Here is a 24,379-nt window from a genome sequence, read left to right on the forward strand (position 1 = left end):
CCCCGGACCGCGTCTGAACCCGCCCGCCACGAGAAGGGCATGCGGAACCCCGTACTCCTGCGGCAGCGGGGGCGGCGGCCCGGAGTGAGGAGCGCGCACGCCCCGGACCGCGTCTGAACCCGCCCGCCACGGGAAGGGCATGCGGAAGAGCGGCCCGTCCCCCGACGAGCCGCTCCCGTTCCCCCGCTCCCACGCCCCCCGCTACGGCTCCAGAACGCCGCGCGTCAGACCTTCAGCGTCCTGATCGCCGTCGGGGCGTGCCCCGGTTCCGTGGCGGTCTCCTCGAACTCCACGACGTTGCCGATGTCGTTGGTGACGCTCATGGAGATGTTGGTGACGCGCTCCAGGATCGCCTCCACGACGACCGGCACCCGGAACTCGGCGGCGAGCTTCCCGGCCTGCTCGAAGGCGGCGGCCAGGTCGTTCGGGTCGGTCACGCGGATCGCCTTGCAGCCGAGGCCCTCGGCGACCTTGACGTGGTCGACGCCGTAGACGCCCAGCTCCGGCGAGTTGACGTTCTCGAACTCCAGCTTGACCTGGAAGTCGATGTCGAAGGCGCGCTGCGCCTGGCGGATGAGGCCCAGGTAGGAGTTGTTGACCAGGACGTGGACGTAGGGGATCTTGTGCTGCGCGCCCACCGCCAGTTCCTCGATCATGAACTGGAAGTCGTAGTCCCCGGAGAGGGCGACGACGGTGGCCTCCGGGTCGGCCGTGGCGACGCCGAGGGCGGCCGGGACGGTCCAGCCGAGGGGGCCCGCCTGGCCGCAGTTGATCCAGTGGCGCGGCCGGTAGACGTGCAGCATCTGGGCGCCGGCGATCTGCGAGAGGCCGATGGTGGAGACGTACCGGGTCTCCGGGCCGAAGGCCTTGTTCATCTCCTCGTAGACGCGCTGCGGTTTGATCGGGATGTCGTCGAAATGCGTACGGCGCTGGAGCGTGGCCCGCTTCTCCTGCGCCGCGGCGGCCCAGGCGGAGCGGTCGGGCAGCCCGCCCGCCGCCTTCAGCTCGCGGGCCGCCTCGACGAACAGTTCCAGGGCCGCCTTGGCGTCGGAGGCGATGCCGTAGTCGGGGGCGAAGATCCTGCCGATCTGGGTGGGCTCGACGTCGACGTGGACGAAGGTGCGGCCGGCGGTGTAGACGTCCAGTTTCCCGGTGTGGCGGTTGGCCCAGCGGTTCCCGATGCCGAGGACGAAGTCGGACTCCAGGAAGGTCGCGTTGCCGTAGCGGTGCGAGGTCTGGAGGCCGACCATGCCCGCGTTCAGGTCGTGGTCGTCGGGGATCGTCCCCCAGCCCATCAGGGTCGGCACGACCGGCGTGCCGGTGAGTTCGGCGAACTCCACCAGGAGGTCGGACGCGTCGGCGTTGACGACACCGCCGCCCGCGACGATCAGCGGGCGTTCGGCGGCGTTCAGCATGCCGAGCGCCTTGTCGATCTGGGCGCGGGTCGCGGCCGGCTTGTAGACGGGCAGCGGCTCGTAGGTGTCCGGGTCGAACTCGATCTCGGTGAGCTGGACGTCGATCGGCAGGTCGACGAGGACCGGGCCGGGGCGGCCGGAGCGCATGAGGTGGAACGCCTGCTGGAAGACGCCGGGCACCTGGGCGGCCTCCAGGACGGTCACCGCCATCTTGGTCACCGGCCTGGCGATCGAGGCGATGTCGACGGCCTGGAAGTCCTCCTTGTGGATCACGGAGGTCGGGGCCTGGCCCGTGATGCACAGGATCGGGACGGAGTCGCCGATGGCCGAGTACAGGCCGGTGATCATGTCGGTGCCGGCGGGTCCCGACGTGCCGACGCAGACGCCGATGTTGCCCGGCCGGGCGCGGGTGTATCCCTCCGCCATGTGCGAGGCGCCCTCGACGTGGCGGGCGAGCGTGTGGGCGATGCCGCCGGAGGCCTTCAGGGCCGCGTAGAACGGGTTGATCGCCGCGCCGGGGACACCGAACGCGGCGGTGACGCCCTCGCGCCTGAGGATTTCGACTGCCGCGCGGGCAGCGGTCATTCGAGCCATCGAGTACTCCAGCTTCGGCTGTCGGATGCGCTCTCCCGTCGCGCCCCGCGGCGAGCACCTCCGCTACGAATTTCGCATTGCGGAAAACAGTTTCTACTATCTGGAAGCAATGTAGGGGGGTGGGGGGAGACCGTCAAGAGACGGACGAAAGGCATGTGCCTCCACGGAGCGGTCCGCGCGCACACCGGGAACGCGGGACCGAACGCGCCGGACGGACGTCGACGCGCTCGGTCCCGACGGGCCGGCGGCGGATCAGGCGCCGTACCGCTCCCGCAGTTCCACCTTGCGCACCTTCCCGGAGACGGTCATCGGGAAGGCGTCCAGCACCTGGAGCCGGCTGGGGATCTTGTAGTGGGCCAGCCGGCCCTCGCAGAAGCCCCGCACCTCGTCGAGCGCCGGCGGGTCGGCCCGGTCCGCGGGGATGACGCAGGCCAGCACCTCCTCGCCGTACGTCTCGTGCGGCACCCCGACGACCTGGACGTCCGCGATCTTCGGGTGTGCGTGGAGGAACTCCTCGATCTCGCGCGGGTAGACGTTCTCCCCACCCCGGATGATCATGTCCTTGATACGGCCGACGATCTCGACGTAGCCGTCCTCGCGCATCACGGCGAGGTCGCCGGTGTGCATCCAGCGTCCGGCGTCGACGGCCTCGGCGGTCCGCTCGGGTTCGTTCCAGTAGCCGAGCATCACGCTGTACCCGCGGGTGCACAGCTCGCCCGCGGTGCCCCGGGGCCGGGTGACACCGGTGGCCGGGTCGACGACCTTGACCTCGATGTGCGGCAGCGCGCGGCCGACGGTGGCGGTGCGGTGCTCCAGGTCGTCGTCGCGGCGGGTCTGGACGGAGACGGGCGAGGTCTCCGTCATGCCGTAGCAGATGGACACCTCCGCCATGTTCATCTCGGCGACCACCCGCTTCATCACCTCGACCGGGCAGGGCGAGCCCGCCATGATGCCGGTGCGCAGCGACGACAGGTCGTAGGCGGCGAAGTCGGGGAGGTTCAGCTCCGCGATGAACATGGTCGGGACGCCGTACAGGGAGGTGCAGCGCTCCCGCTGGACGGCCTCCAGCGTGGCCCTCGGGTCGAAGGAGGGGGCCGGGATCACGACGCACGCGCCGTGCGAGGTGGCCGCCAGGTTCCCCATGACCATGCCGAAGCAGTGGTAGAAGGGAACCGGCACGCAGATCCGGTCGCGCTCGCCGTAGGCGATCGTCTCGCCCACGAAGTACCCGTTGTTGAGGATGTTGTGGTGGGAGAGGGTCGCCCCCTTGGGGAAGCCGGTGGTGCCCGAGGTGTACTGGATGTTGATGGGGTCGTCGCAGGACAGCTCGCGGCCGCGCGCCGCCAGATCCGCCCGGTGGGCCGGGGTGGCGCGGCCGAGCAGCGCGTCCCAGCCCGGGTCGCCGAAGAAGACCGCCTCCCTCAGGTCCGGGCACCTGCCCCGCACCTGTCCGACCATCGCCCGGTAGCCGCTGGACTTGTGGCCCGGGGAGGCGAACAGGAGGGTGACCCCGGCCTGGCGGAGGACGTACTCGACCTCGTGGGTGCGGTAGGCCGGGTTGATGTTCACCATGATCGCGCCGATCCGGGCGGTGGCGTACTGCACGAGCACCCACTCGGGGCAGTTGACCGCCCAGACGCCCACCCGGTCGCCCTTGGCGGTGCCGCTCGCGAGCAGGGCGCAGGCCAGCCGGTCCACGTCCGCGACGAACTCGGCGTACGTCCAGCGCCTGCCGGACGGCACGTCGACGAGCGCCTCCCGGTCCGGCCACCGCGCCGCCGTCCGGTCCAGGTCGGCGCCGATGGTGTCGCCGAGCAGCGGGGTCGTGCCGGTGCCGTGCGCGTAGGAGGCCGGCGGGGCCGCCGGGGGCACCGGGCTCACCGGGCTCATCGGGCTCATCGGGCTCATCGGAAGTCCTCCTCGCGGTACTCCGCGGCCGAGCCGGCCGCCGTGGCCTCGCGCAGTTCGACGCGGCGGATCTTGCCGGAGACGGTCTTGGGGAGCGGCGCGAACTCCAGGCGGCGGAGGCGCTTGTAGGGCGCGAGGACCTCGCGGGAGTACTCGAACAGCGCCTTCGCGGTGTCGGGACCGGGCTCCCAGCCCTCGGCGAGGACGACGTACGCCTTGGGCACGGCGAGCCGCAGCGGGTCGGGGGCCGGGACGACGGCCGCCTCGGCGACGGCCTCGTGCTCCAGCAGCGCGCTCTCCAGCTCGAAGGGGCTGATCTTGTAGTCGGACGCCTTGAAGACGTCGTCACTGCGCCCGATGTAGGTGATGTACCCGTTCTCGTCCCGGGTGCCGATGTCGCCCGTGCGGTAGTAGCCGCCCGCCATCGCCTCCGCCGTGCGGTCGGGGTCGCCGTGGTATCCGGTCATCAGGCCGACCGGCCGGTGCGACAGGTCGAGCGCGATCTCGCCCTCCGTCGCGCCGGGCGCGCCGGACACCGGATCGAGCAGTTCCACCCGGTAGCCCGGGCTGGGGCGGCCCATGGAGCCCGTCTTGAGGGGCTGGCCGGGGCTGTTGGCGATCTGCACGGCCGTCTCCGTCTGGCCGAAGCCGTCCCGGACCGTCACGCCCCAGGACCGCCGTACCTGTTCGACGACCTCGGGGTTCAGGGGCTCCCCGGCCGCCACGGCCTCGCGCGGCGGGGTGCGCAACTGGGTGAGGTCGGCCTGGATGAGCATCCGCCAGACGGTCGGCGGGGCGCAGAACGTCGTCACGCGGGCGCGGTCCATCTCGGCCATCAGCCGCGCCGGGTCGAAGCGCGTGTAGTTGTGCAGGAAGACGGTCGCCTCGGCGTTCCACGGGGCGAAGAGGTTGGACCAGGCGTGCTTGGCCCAGCCGGGCGAGGAGATGTTCAGGTGCACGTCGCCGGGCCGGAGCCCGATCCAGTACATGGTGGCGAGGTGCCCGACCGGGTACGACACATGGGTGTGCTCGACCAGTTTGGGGCGGGCCGTCGTCCCGGAGGTGAAGTACAGCATCAGCGGGTCGCCGGCGAGGGTCGGGCCGTCCGGCAGGAACTCGGCGGAGGTGGTGTACGCGTCCTCGTACGGCTGCCAGCCCTCCGGGACCCCGCCGACGGCGAGGCGCGTGTAGTCGCCGGGCACGTCGTCGAACTTGCCGGTGTCCGCGGCGCGTACGACGACGTGCCGGACCTGCCCGCGCTCCACGCGGTCGCGCAGGTCGGCGGGGCCGAGCAGGGGGTTGGCGGGGATGACGACGGCGCGCAGCTTCATCGCGGCCAGCGCGGTCTCCCACAGCTCGGCCTGGTTGCCGAGCATGACGAGGATCCGGTCGCCGGGTTCGACACCGCGCCCGCGCAGCAGGTTGGCGACCCGGTCGGACCGTTCGGAGAGGTCGGCGAAGGAGAGCCGGACCTCGGAGCCGTCCTCCTCGACGATGTGCAGGGCGGTGCGGTCGTTCCCGTCCGCGATGGCGTCGAACCAGTCCAGGGCCCAGTTGAAGTGCTCGGGCCGGGGCCAGGCGAAGTCCCGGTGGGCCGTGGCGTAGTCCTCGCGGTGCTCCAGCAGGAAGTCCCTGGCCCTGCGGAACTGTTCCGTCGCCGTCGTCGTCGCCATCTGTCCTCCTAGGTGCCGGACCATCGCCCGGCGGCTCCCCGCCATCGTGTAAGCCGTGACACGGATCCCACCACCCCTGAACGGGGGGGGCACGCCAGCGGGCGAGCGGCGGTCACGCCGACGGGCGAGCAGGGCGTACGGGCGGGCGGTGACCGGGCGGGCGGTGGCCGGGCGGGCGGCCCGGCGCGCGAGGTGGGCGAGGCGGCGGGCGGCCCGGCGCGCGAGGTGGGCCTACCGGCAGGCGGCAGGCGGCAGGACACGCGAGCCGCGCGTACCGGCAGGCGGCCCGGTGGCTGAGCGGGCAAGACGGGCGGACGGACGGGACAGGCAAGCAGGGCGAGCGGGCGGGCGGACGGCACAGGCAAGCAGGGCGAGCGGACGGGCGGACGGGCGGACGGGCGGACGGGCGGACGGGCGGACGGGCGGACGGGCGGACGGGCGGACGGGCGGACGGGCGGACGGGACAGGCAAGCAGGGCGAGCGGACGGGCCGGGCGAGCGGGCGGGCCGAGCTCGGCCGGTCAGGGCCGTGGCGCGCCCGTTCCTGACGACCGTCCATTCGCGGCGCGCCTCGATGAATTGCCCCATGCGCCGGTTGTTGTCTCCCTCACCATGCCGTCCTTCCGAATTTCAATGCGCCAATGCCTAGAATTTGCCCCGGACACGACACTCGGAGGGAGCGGTGACCGTGCGACGGGACTTCAAGGAGTCTGCCAGCCGCCGCCCCGACCTGGTCGTCGGCCGGGAGGAGCTGTTCACGGCGGCCCGTGAGCAGCTGGCGCGCGGCGGCAGCGTGCTGCTGCACGGCCCCGCCGGAATAGGGAAATCGACCGTGCTGCGGGCATTGGCCGCCGATTACGGCGAGACGGCCCGCACCGTGTTGCGCTGCTCGGCCACCGAGTCCGAATCCCACCTCCCCTTCCTGGCCCTGGCCGATCTGTTCGGCCTGGTCCTCGACGAGGTCTCCGACCGGCTGCCCGCCGCCCAGCGCACCGCGCTGGAGGCGGCCCTGACCGGCCGCGGCGAATCGACCCTGCAACGCGACGGCCTCGCCCTGCGGCTCGCCGTGCTGTCCGCGCTGCGCGCCCTCGCCGCCGCGGGTCCCGTCCTCGTGGTCGCCGACGACCTCCAGTGGCTGGACTCCGCCAGCGCCGAGCTCCTCGGCTTCGCCGCCCGCCGGCTGGGCGACACGCCCGTCCAGCTGCTCTGCGCGGTCCGGACCGAGGGTCAGGAGTACGACCGCCATCTACGCGCGTCCCCGCCCGACACCCTCGCCGTCCGTCTCAACCCGCTCTCCCGCGCCCAGGTCTCCGCCCTGCTCGACCACCGCGGGTACACCGACCTGCCCCGCTCCACGGTCCGCGAGATCCACCGCACCAGCGGCGGCAACCCGCTGTTCGCCCTGGAACTGGGCCGCGCCCTCGGCGAGAGCACGACCCCGCCGCGTCCGGGTGAGCCGCTGCCGGTGCCGACCTCGCTGCGCGCCCTGGTGCTCAGCCGTCTGGACATGCTCTCCGACGAGGCCCGCCGCACCCTGCTCGTCGCCAGTGCGGGCGCCCGCCCCACCCTGGCGCTGCTGCACGCGGCCGGCCGGGAGAACGCCGAGGCCGAGACGGCCCGGGCGGCGTCCCTGGGGCTGCTGGCGACGGAACCGGAGGGGCCCGCCGTACGGTTCGCGCATCCGCTGATCTCGGCCGCGCTGTACGCGGAGGCGCCCGCGCAGGAACGGCGGGCCGCGCACGCCGCGCTGTCCACGGCGGCCTCCGATCCGATCGAACGGGCCCGCAACCTCGCCCTGGCGACCACCGGCACGGACCCGGAGGTGGCCGCCCGGCTCGCCGAGGCCGCCGCGCTGGCCCGGGACCGGGGAGCCCCTTCGGTGGCGGCCTCGCTCGGTCTGCTCGCGGCCCGGCACGCCCCGCCGGACGGCACCCCCGGCCCGGACGGGCACCGGTTGCAGGCCGCGGAGGACGCCATCACCGCCGGCGAGGTGGACCTCGCCAGGGACGTCGCGCGCGAGGTGCTGTCCCGGGCCACGGTGCCCGCCGAGCGGGTACGGGCGTGGGAGGTGGTGATCGAGGCGGCCGGGCAGTCCCTCGGCGAGGTCGACGCCGCGTTCCCGCAGGCCCTGGCCGACGCCGGCGACGACCCGCGGCTGCTCGCCCTGGTCCACTACCGGCTGGCCTGGCGCAAGCTGGTCGTCGAGGGCGACTTCGCCGAGGCCCGGCAGGAGGCCGCGCACACCGCCGACCTGGCGGCGCGCGGCGGTGACCGGCGCACCGAGCTGATGGCGCTGTCCTTCCAGGCCTCGACCGAGACCCTGATGGGCCATCCGGACGCGCCCGCGACCATCAAGCGCGCGCTGAAGGAGCCTCAGGACCCCTACGTGGCCTGCCACCACAACGGCGCCGGCACCGCGCGTTTCCGCTGGCTGCTGATGAGCGACCAGCTGCCCGAGGCCCGCTCCACCATCACCGCGCTGCTGCGCGAGGTGCGCCGGCGCGGCATGGTCGAGAGCGAGGTGCACTTCCAGCGTTTCCTCGCGGACACCGAACTGCGCTCCGGGCACTGCGGACGCGCCCTGGACCTGGCCCGCGACAGCCTGCGCCTGGCCCGGGACTCCGGTATCGGCCTGGGCGCCTCCGCCATGCTCACCTCCCTCGCGGAGGCCTCCGGCGGCGATGTCGACCGGGCGCTGGCGCTGGCCCGGGAGGCCGCGGACCGGGCCGAGGAGGACGGCGACCAGATGTACCTCTCCCGGGCCCTGGCCGCGCTCGGCTACGCCCAGTCGGTGGCCGGGGACGCGGCGGGCGCGGTCGCCAGCCTGCGCCGGGTGCGGGAGCTGGAGCAGGGCATGGGCATCACCGACCCGGCACGCGGGCGCTGGCAGGGCGATCTCGCCGAGGCCCTGGTCCGTATCGGTGAGCCGGGCGAGGCGCAGGACCTCATCGACGTCACCCGCGCGCACGCGCTGCGGCTGGGCCGCGAGGGTGTGCTGGCCGTGCTGGACCGGGCGGAGGCGCTGGTGCGGGCCGCGCGCGGCGACCGGGAGGGCGCGGTGGCGCGTCTGACGTCCGCTCAGGACCGGCTCGCGGGACTGGGGTACGGCCTGGAGGAGGCGCGGGCCGCGTTCGCGCTGGCCCGGCTGCGCACCGGGCGGCCCGGACCGACGGCGTACGAGGAGGCCGCGCGGCTGTTCCGGCGGTGCCGGGCGCTGCCGTGGCTGCGGCAGGTCGACGCGGCGGTGGCCGCGGCGGGCGGGGCCGGTCCGGTGGAGCCGCCCGCGCCGGTTCCCGCTCCGGACGCGCTGGAGGGGCTGGCCGCGATGGAGCGTCAGGTCGCCGCGCTGGTCATGGAGGGCGCGACCAACCGGGAGATCGCCGCGCGCCTGTTCATCAGCGTCAAGACGGTGGAGGCGACCCTGACCCGGGTCTACCGCAAGCTGGGGATCCGCTCGCGGGTGGACATCGTCCGACTGGCGGCGGGGCGTCACGCGAAGTAGCGATTGCGCGGGTTAACTGCCAGCGCGGGCTCACGGCACGGGTGGACCGCGCGGGGTTCGCCGCGCGTGGTCTCCCGCGCGGGGGTTTGCCGCGCGCGGTGTGTCGCGCGGGGTTCGCCGAGCGGCGACCGAGGGTTTTCCCTCCCCAACTCCCCTAGGGGGTTCCCTCATTGGGAGACGAGGGTCCGGCCCCTAGCGTAAGGGGCGTGCCGCTCGCCCGGTCACACGGGGAACGGCCCCTCACCCACTCCCGGCTCCATCCGAGTGGGAAGGGCGCCCGCCCCCGTGTACACCCCCACACCCGCGCGACCCCCCACCGGCAACTCCCCCAGCAAGGAGATCCATGTTCGGGCTCACCCGTGCGAAGAAGACCGCGGCCGTCGTCGCCGCGACCGCTGCCGCCGCCGCGACGGCGTTGCTCAGCGCCCCCACCGCTGTCGCGGCCCCCCAGCCGATCGTCGGTGGTACGACGACCACCACGACGGCGTACCCGTTCATGATGCAGATCACGGACGCCTCGCAGAACCAGTTCTGCGGCGGCACGCTCGTCGCTCCCACCAAGGTGGTCACGGCCGCGCACTGTATGGTCGGCGAGACCACCAGCAGCGTGAGAGTCGTCGGCGGCCGCACGTACCTCAACGGCACCAACGGCACGGTCAGCCGGGTCAGCAAGATCTGGATCAACCCGGACTACACGGACGCCACCAACGGTGACGACGTGGCCGTGCTGACCCTGTCGACGTCGATGTCGTACACGCCGGCGTCGTACGTGACCTCCAGCCAGACCGGCGTGTACGCGGCCGGCACCACGGCCCGCGTCCTCGGCTGGGGGACCACCTCCTCGGGCGGCAGCTCCTCCAACCAGCTGCGGACCGCGACCGTCCCGATCGTGTCCGACTCCAGTTGCAGCGGCTCCTACGGCTCCGACTTCGTCGCGAGCGACATGGTGTGCGCCGGATACACCTCCGGCGGCGTAGACACCTGCCAGGGCGACAGCGGCGGTCCCCTGCTCATCGGGGGCGTCCTGGCAGGCATCACTTCCTGGGGCGAGGGCTGTGCGGAGGCCGGTTACCCGGGTGTGTACACCCGGCTGACCACCTTCTCCAGCCTCGTGGCGGCACAGGTCGCCTCGTGACCCGGAAGAACTCCTGAGTACCCCTCAGGTGCACGACCAGGGGGGGGGGGGGGGGGGGGCCCCCCCCCCCCGCCCCCCCCCCCCCCCCCTCTCCATGTCCGCGCACGGTTCCTCGGCGACCTGACGCGTGTGCCGGCACGCGTCCGAGGCGGGCCCGACGCGGGCCCGACGCGGGCCCGAGGGGTGTTCGCGGGGTTCCGAGGCGGGCCCGACGCGAGTTCGATGTTGTGCACTTTCTTGACGGCAGTCGATTCTGAGCCTACTTTCGCGGTGTCCTTCCCCCGGTCAAGGGAGACCGCGATGTCCCCGTCCCCCGTCGCCCCACCGCCTCCTAGCCCCGAACGCCTCCGCCAGCTCCGCCGGGTCGCCCTCTCCGGGCTGCTCGGCACCGCCGTGGAGTTCTACGACTTCCTCGTCTACGGCACGGTCGCCGCCCTCGTCTTCGGCGAGCTGTTCTTCCCGGGCGCCGACCCCGCCGTCGGCACCATCGCCGCCTTCGGCACCTTCGCCGCCGGATACGTGGCCCGCCCGGTGGGCGGCGTCGTCTTCGGGCACTTCGGCGACCGGCTCGGCCGCAAGTCCATGCTGCTGCTCACCATGGGCCTGATGGGCGGCGCGAGCTTCCTCATCGGCCTGCTGCCCACGTACGGCACGGTCGGTGTGTGGGCGCCGGTCCTGCTGATCGCCCTGCGCGTCGTGCAGGGCGTCGCCATCGGCGGCGAGTGGGGCGGCGCCACCCTGATGGTCGTCGAGCACGCCGGGGAGCGGCGCCGCGGCCTGTGGTCCAGCTTCACGCAGATGGGGGCCCCGCTCGGCTCCCTGCTGTCCACCGTCGTCGTGACCCTCGTGGTGGCCCTGCCCCGGGACGAGTTCGTGGCCTGGGGCTGGCGGGTGCCGTTCCTGCTGAGCGTGGTGCTGCTCGGCGTCGGGCTCTTCGTCCGGCTCAAGGTGGTGGAGAGCCCGTTGTTCACCGAGGTGAAGAAGGAACGCGGCGAGGCGCGGCTGCCGGTCCTGGAGGTGCTGCGGCACCCGCGTCCCGTCCTGCTGGCCTGCTGTGTCGGCATCGGCGCCTTCACCGCCCAGTCGCTGCTGACCAGTTACCTGATCGCGTACGCCACCGGCATCGGCTACGCCCGCCCGCAGGTGCTGACCGCGCTCACCGTGTCGGCGTGTGTCGCGCTGGTCGTCCTGCCGTGCGCCTCCGCGCTGTCCGACCGGGTGGGCCGCCGCCCGGTCGTCCTCGCCGGGGCCGTCGCCTCCGCGGTGCTCGCCTTCCCGGTCCTCGCGCTGGTCGACTCCGGGTCGCCCGGGCTGCTGATCCTCGCCGTGGTCCTCGGGCACGGCGTCGCCCAGTCCACGATGTACGGCCCGCTGGGCGCCCTGCTCACCGAGATGTTCGGCACCCGGGTCCGCTACACGGGCGCGTCCCTCGGCTACCAGGGCGCCACCCTCATCGGCGCCGGCTTCTCCCCGATGATCGCCGGCGGCCTGGTGGCCGGCAGTGGCAGCGGAACGCCCGTCGCCCTGCTGCTGTGCGGGGGCGCCGTCGTCACCGCGCTGACCGTCTGGCGCGTACGGGAAACCAGCCGGACCTCCCTCGCCGACCCCGCCGAACAGCCCGCCGCCCCCCACGCCGAGGAGACCCCCGCCGACCTCCCCGTGCTGCCCGGCACCCGTACCGCCGACGGCCGGTGAACGCCGTACGGCCGCCCGCCGCGCCGCCGGTGGACGGCCGTACGCTTGCCACCGTGGAGGACGACGACATCCTGGACCCCTCGAAGGACGGCGGCGCGGGCGACGACGCCCCGGGCGGCGACGGCGACACCGCGGACGGGCCGCAGCCGCGCCCGCAGTCGCTCCTGCTCGCCTTCTTCGGCAACCACGTGCTGGACGAGGGGGACCTGTGCGTCTACTCGGGCAGCATCATCGACGTCCTGGGCCGCGTCGGCGTCGGCGAACAGGCCGTGCGCTCCACGCTGACCCGCATGGTCAACCGGGGCATGCTGCGGCGCCAGCGGGAGGGCCGCAGGATGTACTTCGGGCTGACACCGCAGGCGACCCGCGTGCTGGAGGACGGCCGCACCCGCATCTGGACGCAGGGCGCCGTCAACGACGACTGGGACGGCTCCTGGACCCTGCTGGGCTTCTCCCTGCCCGACTCCTGGAAGCGCCAGCGCCACGACCTGCGCTCGCGGCTGACCTGGTCCGGGTTCGGCGCGCTGTACAGCGGGCTGTGGATCGCGCCCGGTGACGTCGACGTCTCCGCCCTGGTCGCGGAGCTGGGACTCACCGCCCACGTCAAGATCTTCCACGCCCGGGCCGACGAGGCCACCGACATCGCCCTGATGGTCCGTGACACCTGGGACCTGGAGAGCATCGCCGCCCGCTACGTCACCTTCGACAAGCGGTGGACCGCCCGTCTGAGCGACGGGGCCGGGGACGACCCGATCGGCACGCGGCTGCGCCTGGTCAGCGAGTGGCTGGGCACCATCCGCACCGACCCCCGGCTCCCCGCCCGGCACCTTCCCCCCGCCTGGCCGGCCCGCCCCGCCCAGGACACCTTCCGGCGGGTCGCCGAGGAGACCGCGGAGCCCGCCCGCCGGACGGCCCGCGCCCTGCTGGAGACCACCGGGGTGCGCCGGGCGCACTGACCCGCGGGTGTTGCGGGTGTCGCGGGCGTCGCGGGCGTCGCGGGCGTCGTGGGCGTCGCGGGCGTCGTGGGCGTCGCGGGTGCCGCGGGTGCCGCGGGTGCCGCGGGCGTCCCACAGGGGCACCGGGGCGTGTCGTGTCGTGTCGAGCTTATTGACGAGGGCATGCCCAACGCCTAAGTTCTGGCCGGATTCGCGAACCGCGTTCGACACCACGGACAGAGGAGTGGCGGCTCGTCCCCACCACCTGACCCCCTCCTCCCCTCCCCCTGGAGAACTCCTTTGCGACGTATCGCCGTCCGGCTGCTCCTGGCCGTCCTCGTGGCCCTCACGGCCGCCCTCACCGGCCCGGGCGCCACCGCCCGGGCCGCCGTCCCCGACTCCCCCGCCGTGACGTACACCAACCCGATCGCCGAGCAGCGGGCCGACCCGCACATCGTCAGACACACGGACGGCTACTACTACTTCACCGCGACGGTCCCCGAGTACGACCGCATCGTGCTGCGCCGGGCGACGACCCTCCAGGGCCTGTCGACGGCCCAGGAGGTCACCATCTGGACCAAGCACACCAGCGGGGTCATGGGCGCCCACATCTGGGCACCGGAGATCCACTTCATCGACGGCAAGTGGTACGTGTACTTCGCGGCCGGCGCCACCGACGACGTGTGGGCGATCCGCATGTACGTCCTGGAGGGCACCGGAGCCAACCCGCTGACCGCGACCTGGACGGAGAAGGGGCAGATCAGCACCGCCTGGGAGAGCTTCTCCCTCGACGCCACCACCTTCGTCGTGGGCGGCGTCCGCTACCTCGCCTGGGCGCAGCGCAACCCGGCCGAGGACAACAACACCAGCCTCTTCGTCGCCAGGCTGGCCAACCCCTGGACGATCACCGGCACCCCGGCGGAGATCTCCCGGCCGACGCTGTCCTGGGAGACGGTCGGCTACAAGGTCAACGAGGGCCCTGCGCTGATCCAGCACGGCGACAAGGTGTTCCTGACGTACTCGGCGAGCGCGACCGACGCCAACTACTGCCTGGGGATGCTGACCGCGTCCTCGACCGCCGACCTCACCGATCCCGCCGTCTGGTCGAAGAGTTCGTCACCGGTGTTCCGGTCGAACGACGCGACCTCGCAGTACGGGCCGGGCCACAACTCGTTCACCGTGTCCGAGGACGGCGGCTCCGACCTCCTCGTCTACCACGACCGCAGCTACAAGGACATCACCGGCGACCCGCTCGCCGACCCCAACCGCCGTACCCGCGTGCAGAAGCTGTACTGGAAGGCCGACGGCACCCCCGACTTCGGCATCCCGGTCGCCGACGGGGTCACCCCGCAGCGCTTCTCCTCGTACAACGTCCCCGACCGCTTCGTCCGCCACTGGGAGTACCGCGCCCGCGTCGAGGCGGACGTCAGCCCGCTCGCGGACTCGCAGTTCCGGGTGGTGACCGGCCTCGCGGGCAGCGGCACGGTGTCCCTGGAGTCGGCCAACTTCCCCGGCTACTACCTGCGGCACCGGAACTTCGAGGTGTGGCTGGAGAAGAACGACGGCACGGCGCAGTTCGCGTCCGACGCCACGTTCCACCGGCGGGCGGGCCTCGCCGACGCGGCGGGCGTCTCCTACGAGTCGTACAACTACGCCGGCCGCTACATCCGGCACTACGACTACCTGCTGTACGTACAGACGCCGAGCACCGCGACGGACCGGGCGGACGCCACGTACTACGCCCAGTGAGCCGGCGGTCTTCCGGGGCCCGAGCCCGCGGGCAGCCGCCGGGACGCTCAGCCGAGCCGTGCGCACGGGCTGCTGACGGCGGGTTCAGGGCCGTTCGGCCCCGGCCTCCCGGTACGCCCGTGCGATCGCCCGTTCGTCCGCCAGCACATGCTGCCTCGGCGGACCGGTCAGCACCGCGCGCACGGCGGTGAGGAGATCCGGGGCGACGTGCGCGGCGGTTGCCGTCTCCTGCGGGTCCGCCGCCGGGGCGGGGACGAGGATGCCGTGGGCTCCGGCCCGGCACGCGGCCTCGACGGCGTCCGGGGCGCCGGCGATCACGGCGATCCGCTCCGGCGGCGTGCACACGCGCCCGGCGGCCCACAGCACCAGACCGGGCTGCGGCGGACGGCAGTGACAGCCGTCGTCGGGGCCGTGCGGGCAGACCGCCCAGACGTCGAAGGGACCGAGGAGGCCGTCGATCCGTTCGTCGACGCGGCGCAGGCCGGCCTCGGTCGGCAGGCCGCGGGCGACGCCCGGCTGATGGGTGAGGACGCCGGTGCGCACGCCCCGCGCGCGGAGCAGGCCGAGCGCCTCGCGGGCGTGGGGGGCCGGGCGGACCAGGCCGGGGTCGGCGTTGTGCGGGACGTCCTCGACGAGCACGCCGTCGCGGTCGAGGAGCACGACGCGGACGCGGTTCACGGCGCCACCTCCTGCCAGGGCGCGGCGTTGCGGTGCCGCCAGCCGCCGCTCATCCGGTGCCAGGCGGCCACGGGCGGGATGAGCACGCTCGTGGTGAGCACGGCGGTGACCTCGTCGCGGGTGCGCGGGCCGGGCGCGATGCGCGCCCACGCGAACGCGCCGGTGCCCAGCGCCCAGCCGAGCGCGGCGGCCGCCGCGGCCCGGCGGTGGCCGGACACGGCGTACGCGCCGGCCGCCACTCCCGCGGCGCTGGTCGCGAGGTGGGAGCGGATCCGGCCGCGCGGCGCGAACGCCCGGTGCCGCCAGCCCGGCCCGTGCAGTCGCCGCATCAGGGCGTCGTCGGCGTTGCCGCGCTCGGCGCGCAGGGACTCCCAGCGGTCGGCGGGCGGAACGGGACAGCGGGTGGTGCGCCGCCCCTGCCGGATGCGCCACCCGGCGTCCAGCAGCCGCAGGGCGAGGTCGGTGTCCTCACGGAAGGGGTGGCCGAAGCGTTCGTCGAAACCGCCGGCCTGCTTGAGCGCCTCGGTGCGGTAGGCCATGTCGGCGGCGATCCAGCGGGCGCGCGCGAGGCCCGCGGTGGTGCGCTCCCGGTCCGTGGGGCGACGCCCGCCCGGCAGGGGCACGGCGAGCACGCCCTGCACCCCGGCGGTGTCCAAGGTCGCGTCGGACAGGTCGTCGGCCAGCTGCTCGCCCCAGTGGGGTCCGACCTGGACGCCGTCGTCCAGCAGGACGACCCACGGCGTACGGACCAGGCGCAGGCCGGCGTTCCGGGCGGCGGGCCCGCTGCCGGCGCCGCGCAGCACGGTGGTGCGTTCGCGCAGGTCTCCCAGGACGCTCAAGGGGTGCTCCAGCGGGGCCGGTCCGGGCTCGGGCCGGTCGTCGACGAGGACGATCTCGGCCGGCGCGGGCCCCTTGGCGGCGGCGAGCGCGGCGAGGCAGTCGGCGAGCGGGGCCCGCGCGCGGGTCGGGATCACGACGGTGTAGGCGGTCATGCGTACGCCTTCCTCCGCCCCGGACGGCGGCTGGACGGCTCCGGACTCTCCGGGTCCCAGATGACCACCACCTCAAACCCGCGCCACGCGGTGCGGCGGGGTGCGGGAGTGTTCGGCGGGGTGGGTGGCGGCAGGTGCGGCCGGGCGAGTCAGGCTCAGCGGCCGCGCCGGTCCGCGCCGGTCCGGCTCAGCCGCCGCGCCGGTCCGCGCCGGTCCGCACCGGTCCGGCTCAGCCACCGCGCCGGTCCGCACCGGTCCGGCTCAGCCACCGCGCCGGTCCGCACCGGTCCGGCTCAGCCGCCGCGCTGGTCCGCCGCCCCACCGCGCCGAGCGCCGTCCCGTCCGTCCGCTCGGCGGAGGCCGCGGCCGGTGGCGTGCGCACGGGCGGGCGGGTCGTCGCGCGCCCGCTCCCGGCGAGCGGCACTCCGGGGAACGCCCGCGGCGCGCGTGGCGGCGGACCGGCGGGCGCGGCACCACGCGGGCTCCTGTGACGGCAGGGAGGTCGGACGCCCTTGACGGCGGGGCCGTTCGATCCCCATGGAGGGGAGCGCCGGCCGGAGGCCTCGGGAGAAGAGGCGGCCGCACACCCTGACGGCAGAGGCCGGCGGACACCCCGAAGGGCAGGGCCGGCCGGACGCCCCGGCCGGCGCGAGTCGGACGCCCTCGACTGCGGGGGCCGATCGGACACCCTGACGGCGGGAGTCGGCCGGACGCCCCGAGGGGGCCGGTGGGGCCCCTGGAGGTCACGGCCGGCGGTGCGTCGCCGACCCCGCGGGACGGGCGACCCGGCCGGGGCACCCGTACGTCTTCGTCGGGCGTCCGTGTCCGGGAAGGCGGGCTCGTCGGGGCTCGGCCGCCGGCACCCGGCTGGGCCATGTGCGTGACCCGTCGGGGAACCTGCCGCCGGGCCGCCCGGAGTCCCTACGATCGCTACGTGGTCACCTTCCAGTTCGAACGTACGGCGCCGCTCCCCCTCGAGGAGGCCTGGCGCCGGCTCACCGAGTGGCCCCGGCACGGTGACGTGGTGCCGCTCACCCGCGTCACCGTGGTCACCCCCGGGCCGACCCGCGTGGGCACGGTGTTCGTGGCCCGTTCCGGGGTCGGACCGTTCGCCGTCGACGACCGGATGGAGGTCACCGTCTGGTGTCCTCCGGCCGAGGACGAGCCGGGTCTGTGCCGGCTGGAGAAGCGCGGCCGCGTGGTGCGGGGCTGGGCCGAGATCGAGGTGCGGCCCGGGCCGGGCGGCCGGACCCGGGTCATCTGGCGCGAGGAGCTCCGGCTGCGGCCGCTGCCGTCCCTGTGCGATCCGCTGCTGCGGACCGCGGGCCGGGCGGTGTTCGGGCGGGCGGCCAACCGTCTGCTGCGCCGACCGTGACGCGGTGCCGACCGTGACGCGGTGCCGACGACCCCGCTCACCGGCATCGGCATCGGTGTCGGCCCGTGCCGCCCGCGCCACCGCGTGCCGCTCCGTGCCGCGTCGCGCCCCCGGCGGCTCCCGGACCGGCCCCCTGGGCAGGTGTCGTGGCCCATGCCAGGGTGGAGCCATGACAGCGGTGGACAGGGGCGGGGCGGCACCGGCGGTGGACGAGGACGCCACACCGGCGGTGGACGAGGTCGGGACACTGGCGGTGGACGAGGTCGGGACACTGGCGGTGGACGAGGTCGAGACGCTGGCGGTGGAGGGGCTGCGCTGGCTGCTGGGGGTGGCGCGGCAGACGGCGGACGGCGGCCTCGGCTGGCCGGACCGGCCCTCGGACACCGAGGTCGAGGCGATGCTCTACGACGGCACCGCCGGGATCGTGCCGACGCTGCTGGAGGCGCGTCGGCACTTCGGGGACGACGTCTACGGGGACGCCGCCCTGCGCGCGGCCCGCGGTCTGGCGGTCGCGGCCGAGGAGTGCCGGGACGACTCGCTGTACTTCGGGCGCACCGGGGTGGCGCTGGTGCTGCGGGCCGTCCACCGCGAGCTGGGCGACGCCGCGTCCGGCCGGGCCGCCGACCGGGCCCTGGCCCGGGTGCGGGAGCGCTTCGACGGGACGCGCTGGGGCGAGCTGTTCGAGCTGATGGGCGGCAACGCGGGCATCGGCCTCGGCGCGCTCGCGGCCGGCGACCCCGAGCTGGCGGTGCTCGCGCTGGAGCCGTACACGCGGACGGCCGAGGAGAGCGCGGGGGGCGTGCAGTGGGCGCACCGGCCCGGTGTGGAGGCGCGGCTGCACCACCTCTCGCACGGCACGCTCGGGATCGTGTACGCGCTGGCCGCCGTGGGAGCGGCCACGGGCCGCGCGGACTTCACGGAGCTGGCGCGGGCCGGGGCGGCGGGCTTCGTGGCCCGCGACGAGGCGGGCCCGGAGGGCTTCCTCGTGCCGCACTCCGATCCGCAGTACCTGCCCGACCTGATCGAGCGGTACAGCTACGGCTGGTGCCACGGGCCGGCCGGTGACGCGCAGGTCTTCCGGCTGCTGCGGGACGTCTGGGCCGAGCCCTCCTGGCAGGCGTCGGCGGACCGCTGCTGGCACACCGTGACGCACTCCGGGCTGCCGCGGCGGCTGCGGCCCGGGTTCTGGGACAACAACGCCCGCTGCTGCGGCACGGCGGGCGTCCTGGCGCTGGCCTGCGACCGGATGGCCGAGCAGGGCGACGCCCCGGGCTTCGCCCGTGTCCTGGTCGCGGACCTGCTCGCCCGCGCCACCCGGGACGCCGGCGGGGCGCGCTGGTCGAACGTCGAGCACCGGGTCACCCCGAGCACGCTGGAGGCGCGCACCGGCTGGGGCGCGGGCACCGCGGGCATCGTGCGGGAGCTGCTGCGCTTCGTCCGGCTGAGCGAGTCGGGCGATCCGCACTACGCGTTCGCCTGGCCGGACCAGCCGACGGTGCGCCGGATCGCGGTGCCGCCTCAGGCGACCGATCCGATCCGCCCCGGCGGCAGCGGCGTCACGTCGTGATGGATCGGCGTGTGCGCGCCGGTCAGCGGGACCCCGCTGCCGCCCCGCCGGGCGGCGACGATCTCCGCGGCGATCGACAGCGCGGTCTCCTCGGGCGTGCGGGCGCCCAGGTCGAGGCCGATGGGTGACCGCAGCCGCGCCAGCTCCAGCTCGGAGACGCCGGCCTCTCGCAGCCGTTCCTCGCGGTCGAGGTGGGTGCGGCGCGACCCCATGGCGCCGACGTAGGCGACGGGCAGGCGCAGGGCGAGCCGGAGCAGGGGGACGTCGAACTTGGCGTCGTGGGTGAGGACGCACAGGACGGTCCTGCCGTCCACGCCGGTGCGCTCCAGGTAGGTGTGCGGCCATGCGACGACGATCTCGTCGGCGTCGGGGAAGCGGGCCCGCGTCGCGAACACCGGGCGCGCGTCGCAGACGGTGACGCGGTAGCCGAGGAACCTGCCGACGCGCACCAGCGCCGACGCGAAGTCGATCGCGCCGAACACGATCATCCGCGGCGGCGGCACGGAGGACTCGACGAACACGGTGAGCGGGGCACCGCAGCGGGAGCCCTGCGCGCCGATCTCCAGGGTGCCGGTGCGGCCGGCGTCCAGGAAGGCGCGGGCCTCCGCGGCGACCGTGCGGTCCAGCTCGGGGTGGGCGCCGAACCCGCCGTCGTGGGAGCCGTCGGGGCGGACCAGCAGGGCGCGGCCGACGAGGTCCGGCGGGCCCGCGGTGATCCGGGCGGTCGCCGTCGCCGCGCCGCGGGCCGCGGCGGCCAGCGCGGCCGCGACCACCGGGCGGACCCGGTCCGCGGCCCGGACCGGAGTGACGAGGACGTCGATGACCCCGCCGCAGGTCAGGCCGACGGCGAAGGCGTCGTCGTCGCTGTAGCCGAAGCGCTCCAGCACCGGCTCGCCGTCCTCCAGGGCCTGCCGGCACAGCTCGTACACCGCGCCCTCCACACAGCCGCCGGAGACCGAGCCGATCGCCGTGCCGTCGGTGTCCACGGCGAGCGCGGCCCCCGGCCGGCGGGGTGCGCTGCCGCCGACGGCCACGACGGTGGCGACGGCGAAGTCACGGCCCTGCTCGACCCACCGGTTCAGCTCCTCGGCGATGTCCAGCATGTCTCGGTCTCCTTGTCTGCGGTCCTGTGGACGGTGTTCCACGGCAGGGCCGACGCACGCCCGGCCGGCCGGCCCGAGGCGAACGATCCGTCCGTGCGCTCCGGGCGGCGCGCGGGGCGTGACCTGTCCGTCGCGCCGCCCGGAGGGTCGGTCACGCGGTTCCGGTGAGGTGTTCCGGCCGGACCGGCGTCCTGTTCAGCTCCAGGCCCGTCGCGTCGCGGATCGCCGCGAGGACGGCCGGGGTCGACGACAGGGTGGGGGCCTCGCCGATGCCGCGCAGCCCGTACGGGGCGTGGTGATCGGCGAGTTCGAGGACGTCGACGGGGATGGTCGGCGTGTCGAGGATGGTGGGGATCAGGTAGTCCGTGAAGGAGGGGTTGCGCACCTTCGCGGTCTCCGGGTCGACGATGATCTCCTCCATCACGGCGATGCCCAGGCCCTGGGTGGTGCCGCCCTGGATCTGGCCGACGACGGACAGCGGGTTGAGCGCCTTGCCGACGTCCTGGGCGCAGGCCAGCTCGACGACCTTGACCATGCCGAGCTCGGTGTCGACCTCGACGACGGCCCGGTGGGCGGCGAAGGAGTACTGGACGTGTCCGTCGCCCTGGCCGGTGCGCGGGTCGAAGGGCTCGGTCGGCCGGTGCCGCCACTCCGCCTCGACCTCCACGGCCTCGTCGCCGAGCACGTCGGCCAGGTCGGCCAGGACCTCGCCGCCGTCGGTGACCACCTTGCCGCTCTCCAGGAGCAGTTCGGCGGTGGCCCAGGCGGGGTGGTGGGAGCCGAGTCTCCGGCGCCCGATCTCCAGCACCCGCTCGCGGACGAGCTCGCAGGCGTTCCTGACGGCCCCTCCGGTGACGTACGTCTGACGCGAGGCCGACGTCGAGCCGGCGCTGCCCACGCGGGTGTCGGCCGGGTGGATGGCGACCTGGTCGACGCCCAGTTCGGTGCGGGCGATCTGCGCGTGGACGGTGACACCGCCCTGGCCGACCTCCGCCATGGCCGTGTGCACGGTGGCGACGGGCTCGCCCGCGACGACCTCCATGCGGACCCGGGCGGTGGAGTAGTCGTCGAAGCCCTCGGAGAAGCCGACGTTCTTGATGCCGACCGCGTAGCCGACGCCGCGGACGACGCCCTCACCGTGCGTGGTGTTGGACAGACCGCCGGGCAGCTGCCGTACGTCGGCGCCCTCGCTGCTCTCCCACTGGCGCTCTGGCGGCATCGGCATCGCCTTGACGCGGCGCAGGAGTTCGGCGACCGGTGCCGGGGAGTCCACGGGCTGGCCGGTCGGCATGAGCGTGCCCTGTTCCATGGCGTTGAGCTGCCGGAACTCCACGGGGTCCAGGTCCAGTTCCTTCGCCACCTTGTCCATCTGCGCCTCGTAGGCGAAGCAGGCCTGGACCGCGCCGAAGCCGCGCATGGCGCCGCAGGGCGGGTTGTTGGTGTAGAGGGCGACGGCCTCGATGTCGACGTTGTCGACGGCGTAGGGGCCGATGCCGAGGGAGGAGGCGTTGCCGACGACGGCGGGGCTGGCGGAGGCGTACGCGCCGCCGTCCAGGACGATGCGGCACCTGACGTGGGTGAGCTTGCCGTCGCGGGTGGCGCCGTGTTCGTAGGACAGCTTGGCCGGGTGGCGGTGGACGTGGCCGAAGAAGGACTCGAATCGGTTGTAGACGATCTTGACGGGCTTGCCGGTGCGCAGGGCGAGCAGGCAGGCGTGGATCTGCATCGACAGGTCCTCGCGGCCGCCGAACGCGCCGCCGACGCCGGCCAGCGTCATCCGCACCTTCTCCTCGGGCAGGCCGAGGACCGGGGCGATCTGGCGCAGGTCGGAGTGGAGCCACTGGGTGGCGATGTAGAGGTGGACGCCGCCGTCCTCCTCGGGCACGGCGAGACCGGACTCGGGGCCGAGGAAGGCCTGGTCCTGCATGCCGAAGGTGTACTCGCCCCGGACGATCACGTCGGCCCGCCGGGCGGCAGCGTCGGCGTCGCCGCGAACGATCGGCTGGCGGTGGACGATGTTGGGGTGCGGGACGTGGGTGCAGTGGTGGTCGGTGCGGTTCTCGTGGACCAGGACCGCGTCCGGGGCGGTCGCGGAGGCCTCGTCGGTGATGACCGGCAGTTCGCGGTACTCGACCCTGATCTTGGCGGCGGCGCGGCGGGCCGTCTCCGGGTGGTCGGCGGCGACGAGGGCGACCGGCTCGCCGTGGTGGCGGACCTTGCCGTGGGCGAGGACGGGGGTGTCCCGGATCTCCAGGCCGTAGTGCTTCACCTCGGCCGGCAGGTCGTCGTACGTCAGGACGGCGTACACGCCCGGGGTGGCGAGCGCCTCGCCCGTGTCGATGGAGACGATCTCGGCGTGGGCGACCGTGGAGCGCAGGATCTGGCCCCAGAGCATGTCCTCGTGCCACAGGTCGGAGGAGTACGCGAACTCGCCGGTGACCTTGAGGGTGCCGTCCGGGCGGAGGGTGGACTCGCCGATGCCGCCGCGGGTCCGCGAACCCTGGGTGATCTTGGTGGGAGCGCCGATGGGGGTGCCGTCGGGAGACATCGTCAGACCGCCTCTCCCTGCCGGGCGGCCGCCAGGCGGACCGCGTCCATGATCTTCTCGTAGCCGGTGCAGCGGCACAGGTTGCCCGAGAGCGCCTCGCGGATGTCCGCGTCGGACGGGTCGGGGGTGCGCTCCAGCAGTTCGTCGGCGGCGACCAGCAGACCGGGTGTGCAGAAGCCGCACTGGACGGCGCCGGCGTCGATGAAGGCCTGCTGGACGGGGGAGAGTTCCGTGCCCTCGCCGGTCCGCGCGCCGGTGTCCCCCTCGGCGGTCCGGGCTCCCGCGTCCCTCTCGGCATCCCGGCGCCTGGCCTCGTCGAGGGAGGTGCCGCCGCCGTGGGCGCCGGTGGTGCGGGAGCGCTGTGCGGCGTACTCCGCCAGGCCCTCCACCGTGACGACCTCACGGCCCTCCGCCTGCCCGGCGGCGACCAGGCACGCGCACACCGGCACGCCGTCGAGACGGACCGTGCACGAGCCGCACTCGCCCTGCTCGCAGGCGTTCTTGGAGCCGGGCAGGCCCAGGCGCTCCCGCAGCACGTACAGGAGGCTCTCGCCCTCCCACACGTCGTCCGCCTCCTGCGGTCGTCCGTTGACGGTGAAGTGGACACGCATCACGCGGCTCCCTCGACGGCGCGGCGGGTGCCGCGGTACGACTCCCAGGTCCAGGTCAGGGTGCGGCGGGCCATGACGCCGATCGCGTGCCGGCGGTAGCGCGCCGTGCCCCGGACGTCGTCGATCGGGTTGCAGGCGGCGGCGCACAGGTCCGCGAACCGCCGGGCGACCGACGGGGTGATGGTCTTTCCGTTGTCCCAGAAGCCGCCCTCGTCGAGCGCGGCGTTCAGGAACTCCTCGGCCGTCGTCGCCCGGACCGGGGTGGGGGCGGCGGAGCCGATGCCGGTGCGGACCGTGCGGGTCCGCGGGTGCAGGGCCAGGCCGAAGGCGCAGACCGCGATGACCATGGCGTTGCGGGTGCCGACCTTGGAGAACTGCTGGGGTCCGTCGGCCTTCTCGATGTGGACGGCGCGGATCAGCTCGTCGGGCGCCAGCGCGTTGCGCTTCACGCCGGTGTAGAAGGCGTCGATCGGGATACGGCGGCTGCCGCGCACCGACTCGGCCTCGACCTCGGCTCCGGCCGCGAGCAGCGCGGGGTGGGCGTCCCCGGCCGGGGAGGCGGTGCCGAGGTTGCCGCCGACGCCGCCGCGGTTGCGGATCTGCGGGGAGGCCACGGTGTGGGCGGCGAGGGCCAGGCCGGGCAGCTCCGCCCGCAGGTTCTCCATGATCCTGGTGTAGGGGACGGAGGCGCCGAGCCGCACGGCGTCCTCGCCGACCTCCCACTCCTGGAGGTCGGCGACGCGGCCCAGGTCGAGGAGGTACTCGGGCCGCCGGTGATCGAAGTTGATCTCGACCATCACATCGGTGCCGCCCGCGATCGGCACAGCGGTGGGGTGCTCGGCCTTCGCGGCGAGCGCCTCCTCCCAGCTGGCGGGGCGAAGGAAGTCCATGACCGGCTCT

16 protein-coding genes are annotated in these 24,379 nt (G+C 74.3%); 7 read left to right on the forward strand and 9 right to left on the reverse strand.

Translation table 11 applies throughout. The features are described from left to right. Positions 1-224: 224 nt before the first annotated feature. The 3 genes from gcl to ACFYWQ_RS11140 all read right to left on the reverse strand — a co-directional run bounded on the left by gcl (position 225) and on the right by ACFYWQ_RS11140 (position 5,590). Entirely contained in the window at positions 225-2,009 is a 1,785-nt protein-coding gene (gcl, locus tag ACFYWQ_RS11130; protein WP_389515014.1) for a glyoxylate carboligase, read from the reverse strand. A gap of 252 nt (positions 2,010-2,261) precedes the next feature. Then, complete coding sequence (locus tag ACFYWQ_RS11135; protein WP_389515016.1) at positions 2,262-3,917, reverse strand: AMP-binding protein; 1,656 nt, start codon at positions 3,915-3,917, stop codon at positions 2,262-2,264. Continuing rightward, the gene (locus ACFYWQ_RS11140) at positions 3,914-5,590 is read right to left on the reverse strand and encodes an AMP-binding protein (RefSeq protein ID WP_389515018.1); all 1,677 of its coding nucleotides are present in this window, start codon (positions 5,588-5,590) and stop codon (positions 3,914-3,916) included. Before ACFYWQ_RS11140 ends, ACFYWQ_RS11135 begins: the two co-directional genes overlap by 4 nt. A 681-nt stretch (positions 5,591-6,271) precedes the next feature. Here ACFYWQ_RS11140 and ACFYWQ_RS11145 point away from each other — a divergent pair. The 5 genes from ACFYWQ_RS11145 to ACFYWQ_RS11165 all read left to right on the forward strand — a co-directional run bounded on the left by ACFYWQ_RS11145 (position 6,272) and on the right by ACFYWQ_RS11165 (position 14,605). Continuing rightward, a complete protein-coding gene (locus tag ACFYWQ_RS11145; protein WP_389515019.1) occupies positions 6,272-9,091 on the forward strand; it encodes an AAA family ATPase in 2,820 nt (939 codons plus the stop codon). Positions 9,092-9,434: 343 nt separating this feature from the next. Then, positions 9,435-10,226 (forward strand): S1 family peptidase, encoded by a 792-nt coding sequence (locus ACFYWQ_RS11150; RefSeq protein WP_389515020.1) that lies wholly within the window; start codon positions 9,435-9,437, stop codon positions 10,224-10,226. Positions 10,227-10,526: 300 nt separating this feature from the next. Continuing rightward, on the forward strand, positions 10,527-11,921 hold the full coding sequence (locus ACFYWQ_RS11155) for an MFS transporter (protein ID WP_389515022.1): 1,395 nt from the start codon (positions 10,527-10,529) through the stop codon (positions 11,919-11,921). Positions 11,922-11,974: 53 nt separating this feature from the next. Further along, positions 11,975-12,877, forward strand: coding sequence for a PaaX family transcriptional regulator C-terminal domain-containing protein (locus ACFYWQ_RS11160; protein ID WP_389515024.1), 903 nt, complete (start codon positions 11,975-11,977; stop codon positions 12,875-12,877). A 279-nt stretch (positions 12,878-13,156) separates the two neighbouring features. After that, entirely contained in the window at positions 13,157-14,605 is a 1,449-nt protein-coding gene (locus tag ACFYWQ_RS11165; RefSeq protein WP_389515025.1) for a family 43 glycosylhydrolase, read from the forward strand. Between the two features lie 84 nt (positions 14,606-14,689). Here the strand turns inward: ACFYWQ_RS11165 and ACFYWQ_RS11170 are convergent, their stop codons facing one another. Beyond that, the gene (locus ACFYWQ_RS11170) at positions 14,690-15,283 is read right to left on the reverse strand and encodes an HAD-IIIA family hydrolase (RefSeq protein WP_389515027.1); all 594 of its coding nucleotides are present in this window, start codon (positions 15,281-15,283) and stop codon (positions 14,690-14,692) included. Next, positions 15,280-16,275 carry a glycosyltransferase family 2 protein gene (locus ACFYWQ_RS11175; protein ID WP_389515029.1) on the reverse strand — a complete coding sequence of 332 codons (996 nt, stop codon included), beginning with the start codon at positions 16,273-16,275 and terminating at the stop codon, positions 15,280-15,282. Before ACFYWQ_RS11175 ends, ACFYWQ_RS11170 begins: the two co-directional genes overlap by 4 nt. A gap of 934 nt (positions 16,276-17,209) precedes the next feature. Here ACFYWQ_RS11175 and ACFYWQ_RS11180 point away from each other — a divergent pair. Next, a complete protein-coding gene (locus ACFYWQ_RS11180) occupies positions 17,210-17,650 on the forward strand; it encodes an SRPBCC family protein (RefSeq protein WP_389515031.1) in 441 nt (146 codons plus the stop codon). A gap of 169 nt (positions 17,651-17,819) precedes the next feature. Then, on the forward strand, positions 17,820-19,217 hold the full coding sequence (locus ACFYWQ_RS11185; RefSeq protein ID WP_389515033.1) for a lanthionine synthetase LanC family protein: 1,398 nt from the start codon (positions 17,820-17,822) through the stop codon (positions 19,215-19,217). Here ACFYWQ_RS11185 and ACFYWQ_RS11190 read toward each other — a convergent pair. The 4 genes from ACFYWQ_RS11190 to ACFYWQ_RS11205 form a co-directional block, all read right to left on the reverse strand. Next, on the reverse strand, positions 19,169-20,320 hold the full coding sequence (locus tag ACFYWQ_RS11190) for an XdhC family protein (RefSeq protein WP_389515035.1): 1,152 nt from the start codon (positions 20,318-20,320) through the stop codon (positions 19,169-19,171). The genes ACFYWQ_RS11185 and ACFYWQ_RS11190 overlap by 49 nt on opposite strands. A 151-nt stretch (positions 20,321-20,471) precedes the next feature. Beyond that, positions 20,472-22,868 carry a xanthine dehydrogenase family protein molybdopterin-binding subunit gene (locus ACFYWQ_RS11195; protein ID WP_389515037.1) on the reverse strand — a complete coding sequence of 799 codons (2,397 nt, stop codon included), beginning with the start codon at positions 22,866-22,868 and terminating at the stop codon, positions 20,472-20,474. A gap of 2 nt (positions 22,869-22,870) precedes the next feature. Beyond that, on the reverse strand, positions 22,871-23,479 hold the full coding sequence (locus ACFYWQ_RS11200; protein ID WP_389515039.1) for a (2Fe-2S)-binding protein: 609 nt from the start codon (positions 23,477-23,479) through the stop codon (positions 22,871-22,873). Continuing rightward, positions 23,479-24,369 (reverse strand): FAD binding domain-containing protein, encoded by an 891-nt coding sequence (locus ACFYWQ_RS11205; RefSeq protein ID WP_389515041.1) that lies wholly within the window; start codon positions 24,367-24,369, stop codon positions 23,479-23,481. Before ACFYWQ_RS11205 ends, ACFYWQ_RS11200 begins: the two co-directional genes overlap by 1 nt. Positions 24,370-24,379: the final 10 nt, after the last annotated feature.

This window comes from Streptomyces sp. NPDC003247 (assembly GCF_042888135.1).
Lineage (GTDB): Bacteria > Actinomycetota > Actinomycetes > Streptomycetales > Streptomycetaceae > Streptomyces.